General features: G+C 42.3%; 11 protein-coding genes. 5 read left to right on the top strand and 6 right to left on the bottom strand.

What is annotated here, in order from left to right; genetic code table 11:
- Position 1: 1 nt before the first annotated feature.
- Entirely contained in the window at positions 2–925 is a 924-nt protein-coding gene (locus tag RB622_RS11065) for a bifunctional helix-turn-helix transcriptional regulator/GNAT family N-acetyltransferase (RefSeq protein WP_308046607.1), read from the top strand.
- Between the two features lie 67 nt (positions 926–992).
- Here the strand turns inward: RB622_RS11065 and RB622_RS11060 are convergent, their stop codons facing one another.
- Entirely contained in the window at positions 993–3,785 is a 2,793-nt protein-coding gene (locus RB622_RS11060) for a TonB-dependent receptor (protein ID WP_308046606.1), read from the bottom strand.
- Positions 3,786–4,015: 230 nt separating this feature from the next.
- On the bottom strand, positions 4,016–6,940 hold the full coding sequence (locus RB622_RS11055; RefSeq protein ID WP_308046605.1) for a TonB-dependent receptor domain-containing protein: 2,925 nt from the start codon (positions 6,938–6,940) through the stop codon (positions 4,016–4,018).
- A gap of 646 nt (positions 6,941–7,586) precedes the next feature.
- Here RB622_RS11055 and RB622_RS11050 point away from each other — a divergent pair.
- Positions 7,587–9,710, top strand: a complete 2,124-nt coding sequence (locus RB622_RS11050) for an ATP-binding protein (RefSeq protein WP_308046604.1) — start codon at positions 7,587–7,589, stop codon at positions 9,708–9,710.
- A 170-nt stretch (positions 9,711–9,880) separates the two neighbouring features.
- Here RB622_RS11050 and RB622_RS11045 read toward each other — a convergent pair whose 3' ends face one another.
- The 3 genes from RB622_RS11045 to RB622_RS11035 all read right to left on the bottom strand — a co-directional run bounded on the left by RB622_RS11045 (position 9,881) and on the right by RB622_RS11035 (position 14,890).
- Positions 9,881–11,410: a malate:quinone oxidoreductase gene (locus RB622_RS11045; RefSeq protein ID WP_308046603.1), complete on the bottom strand. Its 1,530-nt coding sequence runs from the start codon at positions 11,408–11,410 to the stop codon at positions 9,881–9,883.
- A 316-nt stretch (positions 11,411–11,726) separates the two neighbouring features.
- Positions 11,727–14,354 (bottom strand): sialate O-acetylesterase, encoded by a 2,628-nt coding sequence (locus RB622_RS11040; RefSeq protein ID WP_308046602.1) that lies wholly within the window; start codon positions 14,352–14,354, stop codon positions 11,727–11,729.
- Positions 14,355–14,554: 200 nt separating this feature from the next.
- Entirely contained in the window at positions 14,555–14,890 is a 336-nt protein-coding gene (locus tag RB622_RS11035) for a hypothetical protein (protein ID WP_308046601.1), read from the bottom strand.
- Positions 14,891–15,489: 599 nt separating this feature from the next.
- Here RB622_RS11035 and RB622_RS11030 point away from each other — a divergent pair.
- Entirely contained in the window at positions 15,490–16,731 is a 1,242-nt protein-coding gene (locus RB622_RS11030; RefSeq protein WP_308046600.1) for a histidine kinase, read from the top strand.
- Between the two features lie 17 nt (positions 16,732–16,748).
- The gene (locus RB622_RS11025; RefSeq protein WP_308046599.1) at positions 16,749–17,384 is read left to right on the top strand and encodes a response regulator transcription factor; all 636 of its coding nucleotides are present in this window, start codon (positions 16,749–16,751) and stop codon (positions 17,382–17,384) included.
- Between the two features lie 59 nt (positions 17,385–17,443).
- Here the strand turns inward: RB622_RS11025 and acpP are convergent, their stop codons facing one another.
- Positions 17,444–17,677, bottom strand: a complete 234-nt coding sequence (gene acpP / locus RB622_RS11020) for an acyl carrier protein (RefSeq protein ID WP_308046598.1) — start codon at positions 17,675–17,677, stop codon at positions 17,444–17,446.
- A gap of 593 nt (positions 17,678–18,270) precedes the next feature.
- Between acpP and RB622_RS11015 the strand changes: the two genes are divergently transcribed.
- On the top strand, positions 18,271–21,285 hold the full coding sequence (locus tag RB622_RS11015; RefSeq protein WP_308046597.1) for a C25 family cysteine peptidase: 3,015 nt from the start codon (positions 18,271–18,273) through the stop codon (positions 21,283–21,285).
- The last annotated feature ends 9 nt before the right edge of the window (positions 21,286–21,294 follow it).

Below are 21,294 nucleotides of genomic sequence, written 5' to 3'. Positions count from 1 at the left end.
TATGAACAGTATCGATCAATCCGGTATTCTTGCGATTTCCACGCGTTTGCAGCGTATCAGCGACCGGCTGAGAAAGGATGGTTTACAGATTTATAAGGAAAATGGTATTGAATTTGAGCCCAAGTGGTTTCCGGTGATTTATACTTTGGAGCAAAAAAAGTGTTTAAGTATTGGCGAACTGGCGACTGAGATCGGTTATGCGCATCCGTCCACCATCAGTTTGTTAAAAGAGCTGGAAAGAGAGAAGCTGATTATTTCAGTAAAAGATAAAAAGGATGACCGGAAACGATTGATTCAACTGACGTCAAAAGCCGAAGAGTTGATCACGAAAATGAGGCCTGTCTGGCAAATTATGATAGCGGCTGCAACAGAACTTACAGATACGACCAACAACATCATGCTCGCCATTAACGAGGTCGAGGCAGCATTCAAAAAAAAGAGTTTTCTGGAAAGGGCATTAACGATTATGGAAAATAACCAAACGGCTTTGGCAACGGAAACGAAGGATCATGTGGAAGTCAGAAAGATAACGGGTGCAGAGGATTTGAAAACGGCTTTTGCGATCCGCCGCCAGGTTTTTGTTATCGGCCAAAATGTGAACGCAGGCGCTGAGGAGGAAGGAAATGAGGAGGCTACCCATTTTCTGGCAAAAGTCAACGACCTGCCCGCCGGGACAGCACGCTGGCGTAAAACAAAAGATGGCTATAAGCTGGAACGTTTTGCCGTGCTGAATGCATATCAGGGAAACGGGGTAGGAGGAGCGCTTGTGCAAGCGATTTTGGCTGAGCTGCCGAAAGGTGCGAGGGCTTATCTGCATGCGCAGTTAAGGGCAGCTAAGTTTTATGAGAAAAACGGGTTTTCGCAATTTGGAGATGTCTTCACAGAGGAAAATATAGAACACATCAGAATGGAACGGTACATCTGAAAAATGGCTTACTTTCGACGATTAAAATTCGAAAGTAAGCCATTTTGCTGTTAAAGCTTATCCGTTTTTAGAGTGTCAGCGATAAGCGGGCGAATAGAAAACGCCCGTTAAAACCAAATTGCTGGCCAGTTCGGGAATACACAAAATAACCGGCGCCGGTATTTCCTCCGATGGTTTTATCGGGATAAATATCCAGCAAATTATTCGCTCCAAGTGTCAGACGAATGCTTTTGAAAAAGTCATAACTCAGGGCAAGATCAGTGATCACTTTTCCGCCGAAAGTCTGGGCATCCGCGTCAACATTGGTGGCAGCATCCACCGGTCCGAAGTACACATTACGCAAGAATAGACCAAACTTGTTCAGGTTATAACTGAGCGTTAGGTTGCTTTTAATACGCGGAACTGCCGATTCAAAGTAAGTACGGCTGGATTTATCAAAATAAATACTCTCTTTTCCGACCAGTAGCGGCGAAGCCTTTATCGGGCCTACGACATCCGTTTTGACAAATGTGCCCGCTAAATCGGCGCGGAAGCGCCCTTTTCCCAGGCGCTCGGTATAGGTCAGCACCGCATCAATTCCCTTGGTTTCCGTATCGATGGCATTGGCGAAGAAGCGGGCCGTTTGCGCATTCGCCTGATCAAGTAGTTCGTAAATCTCCTTATCCTGATCGCTGGCACCCGGTTTGTTGCTGCCGGTAAAATTGCCCGTGTAAATCACACGGTTGTCAATGCGAATGTAATAGCCGTCGACCGTAAGTTTAAATTTGCCAAAACTACCTGTTAAACCAAGACTGTAATTTTTAGAAGTTTCCTGTTTCAAAGCCGGGATACCCAGTAATTTGGCGGGTCGGCTGTCGTTGGTAAATGTTCCGGACTGGATAATCTGTCCGTCGATAAATAAACTGGATGTTGCGCTAAAATAACGCTGATGCAAAGAAGGTGCCCGAAAGCCCGTACTCGCAGCCCCGCGGATAGCCCAGTTTTCCCCGATTTTATAACGTGAAGAAATTTTCCAGTTTAAGGTAGATCCAAAATCTGAATAATTTTCAAACCGCAATGCACCACCAACCAGCCAGGATGGTGTGAAGTTAAATTCCAGATCGGTATAGGCGGCAACGGCGGTACGGGTAGCATTGACCGCATTTTCAGGACGAAAACCTGGGAAAGCCTGTGCTCCACCGGCATAAGGACTACCGTTCTGCGCTTTCCGTGTCTGGATATTCCCGGTAATATCCGGAATTAAAATATCTTTACCAGCGCCATCCGTTCCCACTTTAATAGCCCGGCCATAATCGGCATACGAATTTTCTTCGCCTTCGATAATCTTGTAGTTTTCAAAACGATGCTCGGCACCGAAAGCCACATTTAACCCGTATAAAACATCGTCAAACCGGCGGTTAAAATCCAGGTTCGTGGTATTTTGGGAAAAACGGTAACCTCCGTCCGTGAAGGTTGTGGGCGATGCTTTCAACAACGAAGCATTGAGCGCATTGGAGGTGGTGAAATCGATCTGGTTTCGCCCGAAAGTGTTGCTGAAATCGGCATTCCATTTGCCAACTTTTCCACGGATACCGGTGGCGAAAGACTGGTCATAATTATCCGTCCCGATTAACGGAAGAAAACCGAGCGGATAAATTTCCTGGATATTCTGTGTGATTTGTGCCGGCTGTCGGCGAAAAGCCGCTGATTCGCCGCTGCGGTAATTCAGACCACCGAAGGCATAAAACTCAGCGTCATCATGTAAAGGAATGACGCTGTTGAACGAAAATGCGCCGCCACGGTTGGATGCCTGCCCGATTCTTGAATTAAAATCGGAACGTTGCAGTCCCCGCCTTTGCAATTCTGCATTGGTGATATCGGCACCGGTTGGATTTGGGTATAAAGTCGGGTTGTTGTAATCATTGAAAATAACGCCGGTGAATTCTTTCATCCGGTTGGTTGGATTTCTGAAATCAAAAGATCCTGCAAAATTGATGAAACCGCCCTTGGTGCCTAATGGCAAACCAAAATTTACGTTTGCCTGTACGTTTTCGCCGTCCATGGTTCCTTCGGAATTTTTGGACACATAACCGCCCGTCGTGATGTTAGTGCGGATCTGGTTTACATTGTCTTCCAGAATAATATTGATCACACCGGCAATGGCATCAGAACCGTACTGGGCAGCTGCGCCATCACGAAGAATTTCTATTTTTTTAATGGCCGAAGTAGGAATTGCATTTAAATCCGTTCCTACGGATCCTTTTCCAAAAGTACCGTTGATGTTGATCAGCGACGTATTGTGCCGGCGTTTTCCGTTGATCAAAACCAAAACCTGATCAGGTCCAAGCCCGCGGAGCGAAGCCGGGTCAATATGGTCTGTTCCGTCTCCAAGAACCTGCGTGTTGGAGTTAAAAGACGGCGCGACGTAGTTTAAAATCTGGTTCACTGAAACCTGTCCCACGTCTTTCACGATCCGCTGTATGTCGATAACATCAACGGGCACGGGCGTATCAAGTTGCGAACGAGGCTCGCCACGGGAGCCCAGCACGACAAATTCTTCGAGGGAGATTGTTTCCAGATTAAAATTAAGTTCGAGTGTTTGTCCGCTACCCAGGGTCACAGACTGTGTTTTAGGCGCGAAGCCTGCAAAACTTGCTATTACCTGATAGCTTCCCGGGGATAAAGGAAGTTTGTAGGCACCTTGCGCATCGGTAATTACGCCGGAACTCTGTCCCTGCACATAAACCGAAGCGCCCGGTAATACTTCCTGTCCATCTTTTACAACGCCCTGGACGAAAGATTGGGCAAAGCTTAGGTTTGTCAGAACAAAAAACAGAAAAATTGTGGCTTCCAGTTTTCTCATGGGTAATAAACTTTTCATAGTCGGATCTGTTTGATGAATAATAACTTGAATGGCAATCACAAATCAGTACAGCGGCGTCAAACGCTGTAACAAAATAAATTAGATTTAAATTTTATAAAATTGGATTAAATTAATTTGATGCGTGGTATAAAAATAATGTTGCTAAATGGAAATGAAAGAAACCAAAAAGAGCAAGAGTTAACTTAACCCTTGCCCCTTCTGTTATTTCTTGGAAATTTTGTGACCCTTTAATTCAATAGATTATCAAAAGTAATGGCGACGTAATAAAGGCCGCCAAGTGTTGGCCCACCAGCATACTGGATGTAGTTGTTATTGAAAATATTGCTGCCACCTACTTTCACCGATCCTTTAATCGAAGGTACTTTGTAAGTAACCTGTGCATCGAAAGTATGGATTGCCGGAACATTTCCGTTAACCAGAGGACTTTCCCAAAGGAATTTTTGCTGCCATCTGTAAACTACACTGAAACCTAGGTTTTTAGCGATCTGGCGGTTTCCAAACTGGATATTGGTCGTCCACTCCGGCGTGTTAAATCCGGTAACGAAGATATCCGTTGTTGCGTTACTTTTAATTTTATTGAAACTGGTATTACCCGAAACCGTATAGTTTTTATAAAAATTATACGTCAGTCCCAAAGCAGAACCATAGTTTCTGTATTTGTTTTTTGCATTGGTATAAACACGGTAACGATCCTGACCGGAGTCTCTGTTGGCATCTAACATGGCCAAAACGGCTGCGTCAGTACCAACGGTCTGTCCTTTCGGAACGTCCACCTGCACCTGGCCAAGGAACCCATCATACGTGTTGGTATAGGCATCAAAGTCAAAAACCAATGTATTGTTCAGGAATACGCTTTTGTATCCGAATTCAAAAGAATGAATTCCTTCCGGGCGACCTTTTTCAAGCTGCGCTTTCACAAGTAAATTGCGGTTTGCCAGCGCTGCCTCATTACGATTTGCACCCGCTGCAACGGCAGCATTCACGGCTGCATTAAAGACTACACCCGAAGCCCGTGTGTAGCTGTTGTCAAGATATCCAAGCCCTTCGTTGATGTAAGGAAGGCTTCCTACACGTTTTACCCGTCCGTTGTTTACGTAAGACAATGCTTCAAACAAACCGGGGAAGCGATATCCCTGCTGGTAAGTGAAACGGAAATTGTTGCTTTTATCAGGGGAATAAACGGCAGCCAGACGCGGTGTCAGAATTGGTTTGAATTCAGGATTGTAGTCAAAACGCAGCGAACCGAATAATTTAAGTTTCTCCGCGAAAAGTGTTTTAGTCACCTGTGCAAAACCACCGATTTTTTTGTAGTCGATATTCTTGCCATAGGTACCGTTTTCCAAAACTTTACCACGGTCAGCGATCGGGCGTGAGAAGTCAACAAAGTTGTTTCCGTCCGGGATGATTTCATACAAACGTGCATCTCCACCGATCAGTAAATCAAAAACTTTGGTATATTTTGAAAGATCCCACTGGCCTTCAACGTGATACAAATGACTTTTCTGGATCAGGGCAGCGCCACCTGAAACAGGAGCATCCGGAATGGTGGATGATTTGATATCCCAGTTGTTGATGCTGCGGATCAATGCTTTTTGATCTTCAAATGCCTTGGTACCAGGAACGGCGCGGTTTGCATCGGCAATCTGGCGGGCAGAAGCTGTTGCTGCGGCAAGGTTCCCATCATTTAAGGCCCCTCCATTGTCGGTTGCATATTTATTCAACGCAGTTTTATAGGCCGCACTCCAGACAGAACCGCTTCCTCCGGTAGACAGATCCATATTGTCAGCAAGAGGTTTCACGTTGAAAGAGTCTCCCGAATCTTCTGACGACATGTAGGCACGTACCAGGAAGTTGGCTCCTTTTAATTCCAGTTTGTGGTTTTGAACGATCACGTTATCAAGCTGGATCTTATTTCCACGCTGAAAAACACCGTCCATTTTACCGATGCGATAGCTATATGAAAGTTCTGCTTTGTCGCTCAGGCGATAATGCAATGCCGCGTCAAATTTAAGGTTATCAACATTCGGGCTGACAAGATCTTTTTCCCAATAACCCGTGCGGGCTACGTTCAAGGTCTGATTTGCTTTTCCGTTAATGTTCAGGCCGCTGACCGAAACCGTGTTGCTGCCTGCAAGCACGTCGTCGCCATATTTATTCCAGCCATCAAAAGCCGCATTGTTTGCACCATTCAGCGTAGAGAAGCTTGGGTTGGCACTTTTTAGGTTATTTGGATTTTGATCCAGACGCGTATCCGCCAGCCAGTCGGTTCCTTTCATATAACTGAAATTGACCTTGAAAGCGAATTTGTTGTTAAAAGCTTTGGCGTAACGTATAGCCGTTTCTGTTAAAACACTTGCATCGCGTCCCGTTCCGCCTACGTGGTTAACACCGGTTTTCTGATAAATACTTAATCCCTGATAAAAGAAAGGACTTTTTGTCAAAAGGTTAGACATCCCGTTAATCGCGTTCAAACCATACAGCGCAGATGCCGCGCCGGGTGTGATTTCCACACTGGCAATGTCAAGTTCTGTCGGCCCGATTGCGTTTCCCAGCGGTACCCCCAGCGTGGCCGCCTGCATGTCAATACCATCGACCAACTGCATGAATCGGTAGTTACTCGGGATATTGAACCCGCGGGTGTTAGGTATTTTAAAAGTCAGACTTGAAGTCGTCATTTGTACGCCTTTTACATTTTCAAGTGCATCGTAAAAGGATGGTGAAGGAGATTCCCGGATTGCACGGATATCCAGTTTTGCAATGGCAACGGGTGATTTCAGAATACTTTCTTCCACCCGTGAAGCCGTTACCACAATTTCCTGAGCCAGCTGTGTTTGTGTTACGAGCTCAACATTGATGTTGGAACCAGGACTGGAAACTTCAAATTCCTGCGTCTGAAATCCAACACTTGAGATAATCAATGTGAAAGGATATTTGGCTTTTGAGCGTAGTTTGAAACTTCCGTCATTATCGGTAGTCGTTCCTGCAACGGTACCTTTAATAAGCACACTTACTCCTGGTAGTGTGGTCTTATCTCCTTTGTCAATAATTTTTCCGGAAATTTCAATGAAATTATTTCCCTGGCCAAAGCTCAGCACGGGAGTAATCAGCAGTACGAACAGGGTAAATTTCTTTACATAAAGCAGTGCTTTCATAAATGTGTATGGTATTTTTAGACGAATTGGATAAAAATGGTGGTTGTTTTGGTTGCCTGTGGCTCACTTGGTTAGGTGGCGACAGCATTTCAGTAAGGAGGTATTTTTCATAGTTGTTTTATATTCTCTATCGATTTAGTAGACAAAAGTAATCCCATTTTTGTAAACTTCAAATTTTCCAAAGAAATTATAATCATTTTAAGTGGAACCAAGTCGGGAAACCTATCAGCGAGCCTGGAATACGGGTTCTTAAAAATGTGAATTGTTAACTGATAAGTAGCTGTTGGCAATTAGCTATATGCGATTAGCTCAGTAAGCGGATGATTAATAGCTTATGATAATAATTAATAATGTAAACTAATTTTTCACTACTACTTAGGATGTTAAGTCTGAAAATTATGGCCGTATCTGATAGGAGAAAGCGGGGTCAGTTTTTTTCTCATAAATTAAAGAATAAGCCTAAGCAAAATGTACCCGGATTACCTTAACACCAACGGAGCGTGGGGAAGTAGTTTTTGTAGGATTGTAAATAATGCGGGATTATTTTTTGTAGTATTTTTTAATGTACTGGTAATAAATTAATTTTAGTCTTTGGAATAGTTTCTGAAATTATTTCGATAAAGCTCATAATTCTCATCAGAAATAAATGGTAAAGAGTCTTTCTGCCCATTTTGTCAATCTTCTCACTAAGGTAGGTAGTGCCGTATTCATTGCCGTTGCCGCTTTTTTTTTAGTATCCTGTCTGGGCCGGATAACGCAAAATGCCGATCATACGAACTATGTTGACAGTATCAGGGAAAAGGCCAATCGTATGATGGATGATGGCGAATTCAATAAGGCACTGGCTTTTTTTGATTCGGCTTATCACCAGATCAAACATCCCGGCACTGGTGACGAGATCGGGAAATTTAACTTTAAAGGGCAGAATTACTATCCCAAGATCGGAGACAATAAGAATGCACTTATCCATCTGGATAGTATTTTTTCTCTTCTGGCCAACGAAGACCTGAAAAAGAAGTACATCAGGGAATATTCCGCTGCATTATTTAGAAAAGGTGATCTGCTGCTTGATTTACAAAGGTTTAGTGAAGCGTATTTGTATTATTACAGAGGAAATTTAATTGCCAGGACCATACTCGATCCCTGTGCCGTTAGTGAGTATACCTATAGGTTGGGGATGGTGAGTTACAAACAAATGAAGTATGCTGAGGCGATCAATAATTTTAAGCAGTGTTATGAGGACGCGGCTTTTTGCCACAAGGATTTCAAGAATTTTGCCCTGAGACAGGAATTGCTCGCCAACATTGCGCTGAGTTATGGAAAATTGAACATGACCGACAGTTCTTTGGCTTTTAGCATGAAGGCGCTCGCTTTTATTAAGGAAGAAGGGGAGGTATTTCCTGACAGGAAGGATTACATCGAGATGGCCAAAGCGGTTGTATATGGGAATCAGTCGGGGCGGTATTATGAAAAAGGAGATACCCTGACAGCCATCGATTTGTTGCAGAAAAGTTATGAAACCAATGCTCAGAGAGGATTTGATTTGCGGGATGCGCAGGTGGCGATGGCAAGACTGGGGTATATTTATGTTGAATCGGGCCGTTTGGATGATGCTTATGCAATGGGGGTGAAACTTCAGGCGTCTCTGGATACAAGCTATAATTTGTCTGCCGATATACGGTTGCAAAAACTTTACTGGAAATACTATGACGGGCTCAAAAAACCGGAGCAAGCTTATGTTTTTCTGCAAAAATACATTCAGCTGAAAGATTCGCTTGATACCAGGGATAGGAAGCTGGTTAGTGCAGATGCCGGTAAGGAATTTCAGCACATTGAGCAGCAGTACAATTACAATCTGTTAAGTAAGGAAAATGACCAGAAAAAAAGCTATTTATATGCCCTGGCAGTTTTCATATTAATGGCGCTGGCCATTTTATTATTGATCTGGCAAAACTGGCGCGGTTCAAAATCCAATGTGTCTTCATTGACAAAACTTAATAAACAGATCACTTTTCAAAACACACAGCTGGAACAAACACTGAACGACCTTCGGCAAAGTAATGATGACAAGGATAAGATCTTGAAAGTAGTTGCGCATGATCTTCGCAATCCGCTGGGGGCTATTGTTTCTATTTCTTCTATATTGCTTGATGAGGAAGGCATTTCTGAGGAAAATGAGGAGCTGTTGAAAATGTTGAAAACCTCGGGACTGCAATCCATTGAAATGATCAGTGATTTGTTGTCGGCCAACCTGAACTACCGTCCGGAAGAAATGAAGATGGAAAAAATTGATATGCGCATGTTGCTTCATGAATGCGTGGATCAGTTGAAATTTAAGGCGGAGGAAAAGGAACAGCAACTGCAGTTGGAACTGGAAGCTGATGCGGTTGTGTCGGCCGATCGTGAGAAACTGCAACGGGTAATAAGTAATCTGATCGTCAACGCAATTAAGTTTAGCGAACTGAATGCTGTGGTGAAGATCAAAATGGTAGTCAGTGAGGATAGGATGGAACTTTCTGTGACCGATCAGGGCATTGGGATTCCTGAGGAACTAAAGAATAAGATTTTCGATCCGTTCACGGAAGCAAAACGCTGGGGGACTTCTGGCGAACAGCCATTTGGTTTAGGACTCTCCATTTCCAAACAGATTGTTGAAGCACATGGCGGGAAAATCTGGTTTGACAGTGTAGAAAATACCGGCACCATTTTTTATATAGAACTTCTTGTGAGTGAGTCTGTTATTGTCGAGTCGCCGCGGTTATCATTTTAGGCATTTAAATAAAAACCGGACTACGCGCGTAGTCCGGTTTTTATTTAAATGCGGATAAGTAGTCGTGAAAAATTAGTTTATATTGTTGATTTTTGTAATAAGCTAATAATCATCCGGTTACTGAGCTAATCGCATATAGCCAATTGTCAACAGCTACTTATTTGCAAGAATTATGCAAGGATTTCCTGCTCCATTCTTGAAGCACTTAGCTGCAATACCTCTGTCGTCCATGCTCTGGTTTTGGCAGCAAGTTTTGCATCCTTGGCCAGGGAATTTCCAAATGAAGGAATAAGCGTTTTCAGTTTTTGTTTCCACTCCGCCGACTGCGTTTCCTTTGGATAACAGCGGTGGATCAAATCAAGCATGATCGAAACCGAAGTGGATGCACCCGGAGACGCACCAAGTAACGCGGCCAGAGACCCGTCCGCAGCCGTTACCATTTCGGTCCCGAATTCCAGTACACCGCCTTCTTTTTTGTCTTTTTTGATCACCTGAACACGTTGTCCTGCTTTTTCCAGCACCCAGTCTTCCAGGCGCGCGCCCGGCATGTAATCTTTTAAAGCATTCAAACGGTCTTCGGGTGACTGTCTAACCTGATCGATCAGATATTTTGTCAATGGTATATTGTGAATACCAGCGGCAAGCATTGGCTTAATATTATTTAATTTGATCGAACGCGGTAAGTCAAGATAAGAACCATTTTTAAGGAACTTCGTTGAAAAACCTGCATAAGGACCAAACAGAAGCGCTTTTTTTCCGTCAATGACACGGGTGTCAAGGTGAGGAACAGACATTGGAGGCGAACCAACCGCTGCTTTTCCATACACTTTGGCCTGATGGCGCTCGATGATTTCAGGTTTAGTACAAACCAGCCATTGGCCGCTTACCGGGAAGCCGCCAAATCCTTTTCCTTCCGGAATCCCTGATTTTTCCAGTAATGGCAATGACCCGCCACCGGCACCGATAAATACAAACGGCGTACGTACTTTCTGTGATTTCCTTGTTCCGAGATCTTTGATGGAGATTGTCCATGAACCGTCAGGCGCATGTTTGAAATCTTCAACTTCGTGGTTCAGGTAAAGATTGACACCATCCAGTGTTTCAAGATGGTCGAATATTGTTCTGGTTAATGCTCCAAAGTTAACATCGGTACCAAGCTCCATGCGCGTTGCAGCAACGGCCTCTTCCGGAGCCCTTCCGTCCATAATCAAGGGAACCCAGTTTTCTATTTCCGACTTGTTTTCAGAATATTTCATTCCTTCAAACAAGTGGTGAGAGGTTAGTGCGTCGTAACGTTTTTTCAGATAGTCGACATTCTCGCTTCCCCACACAAAACTCATGTGCGGAATATGGCGAATGAATTCTTCCGGCGACTCAATAATTTTATTCTCTACAAGATACGCCCAGAACTCTTTTGAAACTTCAAATGATTCGGCGATTTTAATAGCTTTAGAAATTTCAACAGAACCATCTTCTTTTTGCGGCGTGTAATTCAACTCGCAAAAAGCGGAATGTCCTGTTCCTGCATTGTTCCAGGCATCGGAACTTTCGGCAGTTACACGATCCAGTCTCTCAAAAATGGAGATTGTAAAAGCGGGATTCAACTTCTTAAGTAAAATCCCCAGCGTAGCACTCATGATACCGGCTCCGATCAATACGACATCCGGAGCAATCGATTTTATAGACTTTTTGGTACTCATTATGTAGGAAAGAATTATAGTTCATTAGGCTTATCAGCCCGGGCTGTGCGCCCCGGAAAAATCCAAAATCTCTATAATGAACAATATTGCTGATAGTATTTGTTTCCAAAATAAGCTAATTGAAAAAATAAATTGGCCCAAATTGTAAAAGTTCTTTTTTTAGATCAATTAAAACATTGTTAGATTCTATAAATTTCACTGCAAAAGTAATTTTTAGAAAGGGGAACAACAAATAAAAAAATGTTGCCAGCGATGAGCTGACAACATTTTTCTTAGATAAGTACCTGATGTAACTTTTTACGAATAAATGACTTACTTACTTTTTGACTATTTTAAAAACTTCGTTATTGATCTTGATCAGATATAGTCCGGCGGGTAATTTTGTCATTTCAACGTTGTAATAATGGCTGTTCGGACGTGCAGACAGCAATTTTATCCCAGAAGGATTTGTAATTTCAACTGAGTTTATTTCAATTTCTGATTGAATGCTTAATTGATCGGTTACAGGATTTGGATAAACTGTTATAGCGGTTGCTGCTGTCACTTTAAGGCTGATAATCCGGCTATGTTCGAAGGATCCGTCCAAATCAACTTGTTTTAAGCGGTAATAATAAATACCGTCGGCCATGGTATAGTCCTGGTACGTATATTGTCTGGCGGATTTGGAATCACCGGCTGCCGATACCTTTCCGATCGTTTGGAAATTGATGGCATTGGTGCTGCGTTCTATTTCGAAATGAGATGAATTCTTTTCTGAAACCGAAGCCCATTCCAGTGTCGAGGCATTGTCGGTAGTATAACCTGAAAAGTATTTCAGCGTTACGGGAAGCGCACTGTTAATGGTACTGACAAAAAATCCACCGGTGCTTATGACATCAAAACTGACAATCCAGCTGCTAAGCGTATTGTCCCAAACGACGGATGCAGGCATGATTTCACTGCGGCTACCCGTGTAACTACCAAGGGATCCATCGGTGGATGTTCCTTGATACTGAACGATACGCAGGTTATTGATACCCGCTTGATCTGTCGGATTTTTGGCAAGATCCATTGCGCTTACCACATTAAAAGCATCGAATTCCTGCTGGCTGAAAAATAGGGTTAACTGGGAATTGATACTGCCGTTCACATCCGTTTTTATGTCAAAATGACGTTGCAGATAAGGAGCATTCTGATATGTTTTCACGGAAGGGTCAATAATAACCCTGGTGGTTAATGTACCGTTGATCTGGGGCGAGCCCGTCGAGGGAAGTATTGCTCCGATAATCCGGCAATCCGTTGCCATGATGCCATTGGCTCCCGTATGAATAGTCTGCTGTGACATGTCGGTGTTTTTGGCAATGGAAGTTGGCTGCACAGTACCGGGGATTTTTAGTCTTGGCGAGAAAATGACATTCTTGAAATTGTCTGTAAGCTGGAGTTTGTAATCGCCTGACGATGACGTGAACTGCGCTGAACCGGAAAGAGAATTGTTACAATTGTCCGGAGAAAGCCAGCTGTATCCAGACCAGCCATTGGGCGCCTTAAGTATTACATCGGCCGTTTCGGTGCGGGAAAGGGTGACATTTGGTGGTGGTATGGCGGCATAAGGTGTTGAATGCTGGAAAAAATCCTGGTTTAGTTTTTCAGACCAGAAGCCTGCCAGATGCAAAAGACCTGCGCCCGAGAAATGAACCTCATCGCTTCGGTAATTGCTGTCCCAGTAATCGTCTGTGGCGGGGCCGGCAAATACGTCAGGCAGTTTGTAAGCCATATCGTTGCCATGGCTGCCAATACCAATCACATCATTTTGTGCATCAATAACTGGTTGCCAGGTGCGGGATGTACCGCCAACGGGGAAGCGAGAAACTCTGGAAACTACCCAGGCCAGCTTGTCTTTTCCCGTTAAGTCGCGGGTGGCCTGTATTACTTCACGGATATCTTTTAAATAATCAGCATCCGTGCGGCTGACCAGGTTATCGGTTTCACCCTGATGCCACAATACTGCCCTGACGCCCAGTTGTGCTATGTAGTTATTCAGCGCGATCCGTAAATGACCGAATGGAAGCCCTGTGGGAAAGGTGTATCCAAATTCGCTTACCGTTACCTGGGAGGGGTTAATCGTTTCCCGCCAATTCCTGATGCCGGTACTGGACCAGCCGGCGTTAAAAATCATGACAGGAACCTGTAATTTTTTAACAAGGCTATCGCCAAAAGCACCCCAGCACCAGGCATAGTTCCCAAATGGAGCCGTTTTCGTCGCGGCATCCAGATGGACAAATTCGGGGCAGGGAAGCTGGATGTCGCCATAAGGTGCAATACCGGGGAAATTATTGGCGTCCACATTTTGAAAGTTGACGCTGTTGACGCGGTCATCGGTTGCGCCAGGACCGTTCGCATTGCCGTCGCCACCGGTTGCGTTCGACTGGCCTGCAACAACAAAAACTTCACCGGCACCAACGTGTTCGACTGTTCCACTGCCGACTTCGGCATTGTCGAGTATGGCTCTTACCTGAAGCTTGTACCAACCCCCGGAAACGGATAAGGATCCATAAAAATTACCGCCAACGGGGTTATTCTGGATTGTTGCCCAGCCTCCTCCGGCAGGAGATTCAATACCTTGCCCGGTAGCGCGTGGTACAAAACGGGCTTCCACGCGATCCACACAGCCGGAAAAATAACCAGCGATGGTTATTACGGCCTGATTTGCATTGTCTCTTTGAAAAACGACGCGGTCAGAGGGATAGGTAACAGTTATTTGAGCTGAACTGATTTGTGGCAGGATAAGCGCCAGGACTAAAATAGGGATATAAAGTAATTTCATAAAAGTGCCTTCAGCAGAAGGGTAATTAAAGAGCGCATGGCCTGTGGGCCAGATCAGAAAATGAATAAATTGTTTAAACTCGGGAATGAGATGTAGTCGTTCAGCGTCAGATAAGTGCGTGTAGCACTGGCGGAAAGACATTGTTTTTCACCCTTTTTGAAAATGACATGTACACAGAGAACCTCAAATCGATGGCTGATTTGTGATTTTAGCAGTTGTGCGAGAACAGTGCCGCTGCTGAAAAGGCATGGGGAAATTGAAAGAAAATAATTTCCTGAAGAGGTAAATTTCATAAGTAAGAAAAATTGGAAAGATGGATGCAGAGAATTTTAGAAAAGATCTCAGACAAATTCACTTTTCAATTTATCATACAAATTATAAAGACGTCCAACAAAGTCGTTACATTCATCCTCGGTCAGGCAGTCAATGGTATTGGTAACAGGATTGACCACGACACGTCCTTCTTCATTTAACCGGGGCCCGCCTTTTTTGATAAAAATCACAAGATCTTCCCACTCGGCGGAAAGTTGTTCGGAAAAATATTTAGGATCCAGGATGTTAAAATAAGCTGCCTGTGCTTTAAGGCGCTCTTTGAGTTTTACCGACGTACTGGACAGGGAGAGGCTTTCTACCATTTTGGAAAGCTCTACATAAGTGAAAATGTTAGACTGTTTCATAAGCAAGGAGGGTTTATACGATAAAAATATGATGATTTATAGGTGTGTGTTGTAATGTAAAAAGAATAATGTGTGTCAATTGTTTTAATATCAGCGAGTCTCATTTTTATGGGACCCGAATACAAATTTAGTTGGTAAAGTTAAAAATTAGAAATTATATTTCTAATAGTATAATATTGGTGACTTTGTAGAAATAAATTGATGAAGATTATCTGGATCGTTGAAATCAACCTGCTGGATAAGTAATTGATCGGGAGATACTTCATGTGTCCGTACGGGGCATTGCTATACAAGCAGGTGTTTGTCTGACAGCGGGATGTTACATTAACAACACCGGAAAAAAATCCCCGGGATTACGCATTCGCTGGCAGGTTTACACTACCAGCGAATTATTTGATGCCCTATTAGGCTGATGGAGGAGGATTTTAGCTATAAGTGTTTGATAATAAAGTGGACTAATTTTTGCCCTTTACCGATGAGGAGTCAAAAATAGAGGCATAAATGCCGGTAATCAATCACCCATATTGGGGGATTTTAAAAAACGAGGGGGCTGGTGTTCATTAAAATGCAATAAGGCTGGTTAAATTTGTTCTGTTAACATGACAAAGATGATTCCTGAGAAGCTGATCCATTATTTTTTGCCCCCCGAAATGCGAAATCAGTTGCATCCGGAATACGATCAGGTGCGGACCATCGTCAGCGGTACCACTGTGGCTACGGCGTTGTTGCTTGTTTTGCCAATTCCGCTCGCGTTTTTCCCTCCGCCACTGATGGGGTATTATGTGATGGCATTTCTGGGGATATGCACGTTATTTTGTCTGAAATTTTATGGAATCTACTGGCCGCCGCTAATTCTGGCATTGCTGACGAGTTATTTCGTCATCATTACGGATACTTTGGAAACCGGCGCGATCGATTCTCCGGCCGTTACCACTTTATATTTGCTCTTGCTGACCGGCTTTTGGTTTAACCGGAAAATAGGCCTTTGTATGATGGTGCTGAACATGATCTCGATCACCATTATATTCTATTCCGTACCGGAAGTCAATGGGCAGAGTTTGTATGCCGTGGTGTCGCATATCGTGCTGACGATATTTTTTGGCATTTTCTTTTGGTTTGTTCAGGAGCAGCATGACGCGGCGCGTTTGCAGATCAGGGAGCAGCAGCATATCCGGATCGATCTTTTAGACCGCGCAGTAAAGGAGCGTACGCAGCAGTTGACTACGATGCGTCAAAATCTGGCCAGCGATTTTCACGATGAAACCGGCAATATGTTGTCGGCTATTACCAGGCAGGCGGCGGTTTTGAAATTGAAACTGAAGGATCAGTCGTCGGTACTGACTATTGTGGATAACATTATAGCCAACAGTGATCAGCTTTATGCGTCCAGCCGCGATTTTTTATGGAGTGTCAATAATAACAGCGATGATCCACAGGAGCTTTTTGCCTACCTGACTTCTTTTGGGCAGATATTTTATAACCAGTTTGATATTGCATTTTCAGCAAACGTAACGATTAATTCGGCTCAGGAGTCGGCACATTTACAGCCCTTTGCTTCAAGACATATCATTTTTATTTTCAAAGAAGCCATGACGAATGTTGCCAAACATGCCGGTGCCAGGGAAGTTATTTTGGAAATGGCAGTGTATCAGAAACATGTCAGTATTTCGTTGCAGGACGATGGCAGCTGGAAGGAGCCCGATGAAAAAGTTTTTCATAACGGACTACAAAGTATGGAGAAGCGGAGTCGGGATAATCAGTTCAAATTCAATGTGTACGGCAGTTCCAGAGGAACCCGTCTGCAATTGGAGGCTCCGGTTTATTTTACAATTTTAGCATAGACGATCAACCCGAAATCATGAAGAAGCGGATCACCATTATTGAGGATAATGCCTCTATACGGGAAGGTTTCAGTGCGGTGCTGGATACCATCGAAAAATATAAGGTTATGAATTTGTACAGCAATTGTGAAGATGCGCTGACAAATCTGGATCAGGACCAGCCCGATGTTGTGCTCATGGATATTGAGCTGCCCGGTATGGACGGGATTGCAGGGACCATCAGGATCAAAAAACAATTACCAAATTGCATTGTTTTGATTATCACCGTTCTGGAAGACAGCGAGAAGGTTTTTCGTTCGTTGTGCGCCGGGGCCGGAGGTTATATTGTAAAGAATTCAAATCTTTCGGAGATTGTTCAGAATATCGACGAAGCCCTGGCAGGCGGAGCACCCATGAGTTTATCGATCGCAAGGATGGTGGTGCAGTCTTTTCGTCAGCAACAGGATTCACCGCTGACAGACCGGGAAATCCAGGTTTTACAAAGTATTGCCGAAGGGAAAAGTTATTCTAAAATAGCGCTGGATCTGTATGTCAGTAAGGAAACCATCCGCAGTCATATCAAGAATATTTACAGAAAGCTCGAAGTGTCAAGCAAAGCAGATGCGATTAAGATTGCCAACTCCAATAAATGGGTGACGGGGAGGTCTTTATAAGCCAGTGCCGTGCTGGACGATCCTGGCTTATAAAAAGTATATTGTAAACCGAAAACTAATTATGCCAATACGTTCATACGTTCTTCCAGATATGCTACCAGGCTTTTTACGGTAATTATTTTTGAATAATCATCATCAGGAATAGCAATATTAAATTCCTGCTCAAGCTGCATCATCAAATCAACAGTATCCAAGCTATCGAATCCCAAATCTTTAATAAAGTTCGCGTTATCGGTAACAGCACTGCTATCCACGCCAAAATTATTTAATATTTTGATAATACGTTCTTTCATGCTCATGGGGGCTAATATGTAAAATTTACAATTTTTATAGTCTCAGGATTTCGGTATAAACGAAATTAATGTAGAATTAGTACCGCTAAATAATACAAATCGTTCCCCGAAAGTAATTTATTTTTTATATTCCTCATTATTAGACTATTATCCATATTAAAATATTTTAAAATGAGCTTGTTGTTTTGATAATAAATTGGATTAGTTATGTTTAATCTAATACGACATAGCTATTTTATATTAGTCACGCAAATGTGATTTAAAGATGGCTTTAAAAATTTGCCCTGTATGAAGTAACCAGAGGAATATTACGGAGAAACGTTACCATTTTGTTTTTTCTGGTCATAAGTATAGCGGGAGGCGTTTCGTTATCGGAAGTCACGATAGTTTTTTTTTGACCCTATATATACCCAGCGGTTATAATAATAAGAATAACTTGTACGGATGTTTAACTTGTTGTATTTTTATCGTCAATTACTGGAATTAAATGGGTGTTTATTACCGTGATTGATCCTGTAAGACATGCTTTTTGCTTTCAGCATGCGCTAATTGAAATACTGAAATATCGTAACATCATTAACCCTTAATGCACGATGCATACAAAATTTACTTTATACGGAAATAGGATAGCTCATAGCTTGTTCTTAGCCGTTTTCTGTTTGATCCTTGGGATCTCAAATATCAGCGCGCAAACCCCCTGGAGCGGTGTTTATGGAAATGAGTGGTTGGCTGGGAAGTATGGACAGGAGTGGATTAAGATAAGTGTTAGCCAGAAGGGGATTCATAAGGTTACCTTAACCGGAAATTTTATTGGAAAGGCTAACAAATTGCATTTGTACCATAGAGGTGTTGAAGTTGCATTAATCAGCGCGACGAACTCAGAAATTGAGTTTTATGGTGTTCCCAATGATGGAAAATCAGACGAGCTTTTGTATAGAAAAGATATTTTTACACCTGACCCAACCCAGAGAACAAATCCATATTTTAGCTACTATTCGGACATCAGTGCTTATTTTTTAACGTATTCTGATATTGATGGAGTAAGAGCAGTGACAGTTAATGAGGCTGTGCAGGATATTAGCGTCGAACCATATCATTTGGAGGAATCGGTTAAATCTTTTACTAATCATTATTCTTTGAGTAAGGATATAAATTTTATTACGGTTACCCTTTTACAAAGTTACTTAGAGAATGGAAAAGGGCCGACGAGCGAAATTTATGGTAAAATACAAAATGTTTCAAATCCAAATCTAAAGGGCGACCCAATTTTTTTGTTACCGATAAAAAATTTATACGTGGATCAAAGTACTAAGCCGCAATTAGAGCTATTGATTTATGGTAGGACTAACAGTGATAATGATATTGGAATCAAGGTAGGAAAGGCAGGATCAAGTCTAAGAGCAATCGAAAATTTTACTTTTTCTGGATTTACGGGAGTTAAGAAACAATATTTACTGGAGGTTTCTGATGATGAGTCTATATCTGATGTTCCTAAAAATGGTGATTTAAATATTGGCATGATTACAAATAGAATAACAGCTAGTTCCCAAACAACAGGGCTATATTCAGTTACATATTTGAAAGTTACCTATCCTCAGCTATTCAATATGGATCAAAAGACTTCAGCTGTGTTTAATCTTAAGTCAGTATCAGCGGGTACAAATATTACCAAAGTTGTAATTGATAATCCGCCATCAAATGCTAAAATATACGATATATCTGATCTGGATAATCCCAAAATACTGACTGGGCAGTATGTTAGTTCGAAATTAAATGTCATGATACCTAGACAAGCTGATAAAACGTTACGTTTTCTGGTTACTTCGGACCCTGAGCTAAATGTGGTATCAACAACTCCTGTCGCATTTGTAAACAATAATCCTTTATCGTACAATTATTTGATTATAACCAATGACGTTCTCAAAGTTGCAGCAGACGAATATGCCTTGTATAGAAATTCTCAATTAGGCGGTTCAATGAATCCTATTGTGGTCAATGTAACGGATGTTTATAATCAATTCAATTATGGCGAACCAAGTCCGGTTGCTATAAGACGATTTGTAGATTATATGATATCAAAAGGAATAAGAGCGAATCATAATTTATTGTTGCTTGGACATTCTATATCAGAAGGCGATCAATTAGTTAGTAATAAAGAACTTGTAGGGCAAGTGCCTACAATTGGTTTTCCTGGATCTGATATTTTATTGGTTCAGGGGTTGAAAGGAACGCCTGCCGATGTCCCGGCTATTCCCGTTGGTAGGGTTACCGCGACAACAGTTGAGCAACTGAGAAATTACAAGGAGAAAGTGGAAGCGTATGAGCAAAGTACAACTAACCTGTCCTATAGGAGAAAGGCGATGCATATAAATGGGGGAGTAAACCCAGGAGAGAGCGATAGGTTTAGTACTTATTATACCAACAACTTAGATTCGAAAGTTACGTCGGCTCCTTTTTTAGGGACGGTACTTGCGAAAAAGAAAGAGAGTACGAATTACGTTAACCCTTTTACCCTAGATATTTCCAGTGATGTAAATACTGGTGTTGGATTCATTTCTTATTTTGGGCACGGAAATCCACATTACAGTGATAACAATATTGGTTATATTTCTGATGAAAGAAGGGGGTATAATAATATCGGCAGGTATCCTGTAATGTATTTTAATGGTTGTGGTGTCGGTAATATTTTTACAGGAAGTACAACTAAGTATCCCGATAACTATGCTAATAGCGATAAAGATCTTAGTAAATCGGTTTTGTCTATGTCGGCCGATTGGCTTCTGGCGTTTCAAGCCGGCGCGGTTGCAGTAATTGGAAATAGTTATTATGCGTTTGAATCGTCCTCGCGGGATTATTTGTTTGCTATGTATGACCAGATATTTCCAAAAGCGGATATTGAGAGAAATACAATTGGGAAGATTCATCAAAATACTGCAAGATTTATCTTGACAGGAAGTGCAGGTGGAAGAGTTATGGCAGTTGATAACTATTCAATGGCAAATACCCATCAATCGCTTTTGCAAGGTGATCCTGCCTTACATATCCTTTGGACTCAAATTCCATTTCCTGTTGAGCTTTATAATTTTAATGCTAAAATTTATAATAATAAAGAAGTTAGAATCGAATGGAAAACTGCCTGGGAGAAAAACAATAGCCATTTTGTAGTTGAAAGAAGTTACAATGCTAAAAATTTCAGTCCAATAGGCAGTGTTGAAGGAAAAGGTAATGCAGACAGAGAATCTTCATATCAGTTTTTTGATTCAAAACCAATTCCGGGAATCAATTACTATAGGCTTAAACAAGTTGATACTCCTGAAACAGGGACCTCTAAAGAAGTAGCAACATATTCGACGATTGTTTCTGTAAATATTCCGGATACCGAAATGTTATCTGTTTTCCCGAATCCAGTTTCGGATGTCGTTACAATTAGATTAAATATCCCTTCCAAAATTATTTCTTGGAAAATTCATGACTTAAGAGGGGAGCTCGTTTCAAAGGGGACATCATCGAAGGAGATTTCTGTAAGAAATTTGGTTCCAGGAGAATATATAGTAGAGATGATGACAACTGAGGGAGAAACGTACAGTAAAAAAATTGTTAAACAATAGGAAAAAATA

Origin of the sequence: Dyadobacter sp. LHD-138 (assembly GCF_030929615.1) — a bacterium.
Classification (GTDB): domain Bacteria; phylum Bacteroidota; class Bacteroidia; order Cytophagales; family Spirosomataceae; genus Dyadobacter.
Note: the sequence above shows the minus strand (reverse complement) of the source record. Positions and strands in the feature narration are given on the sequence as shown.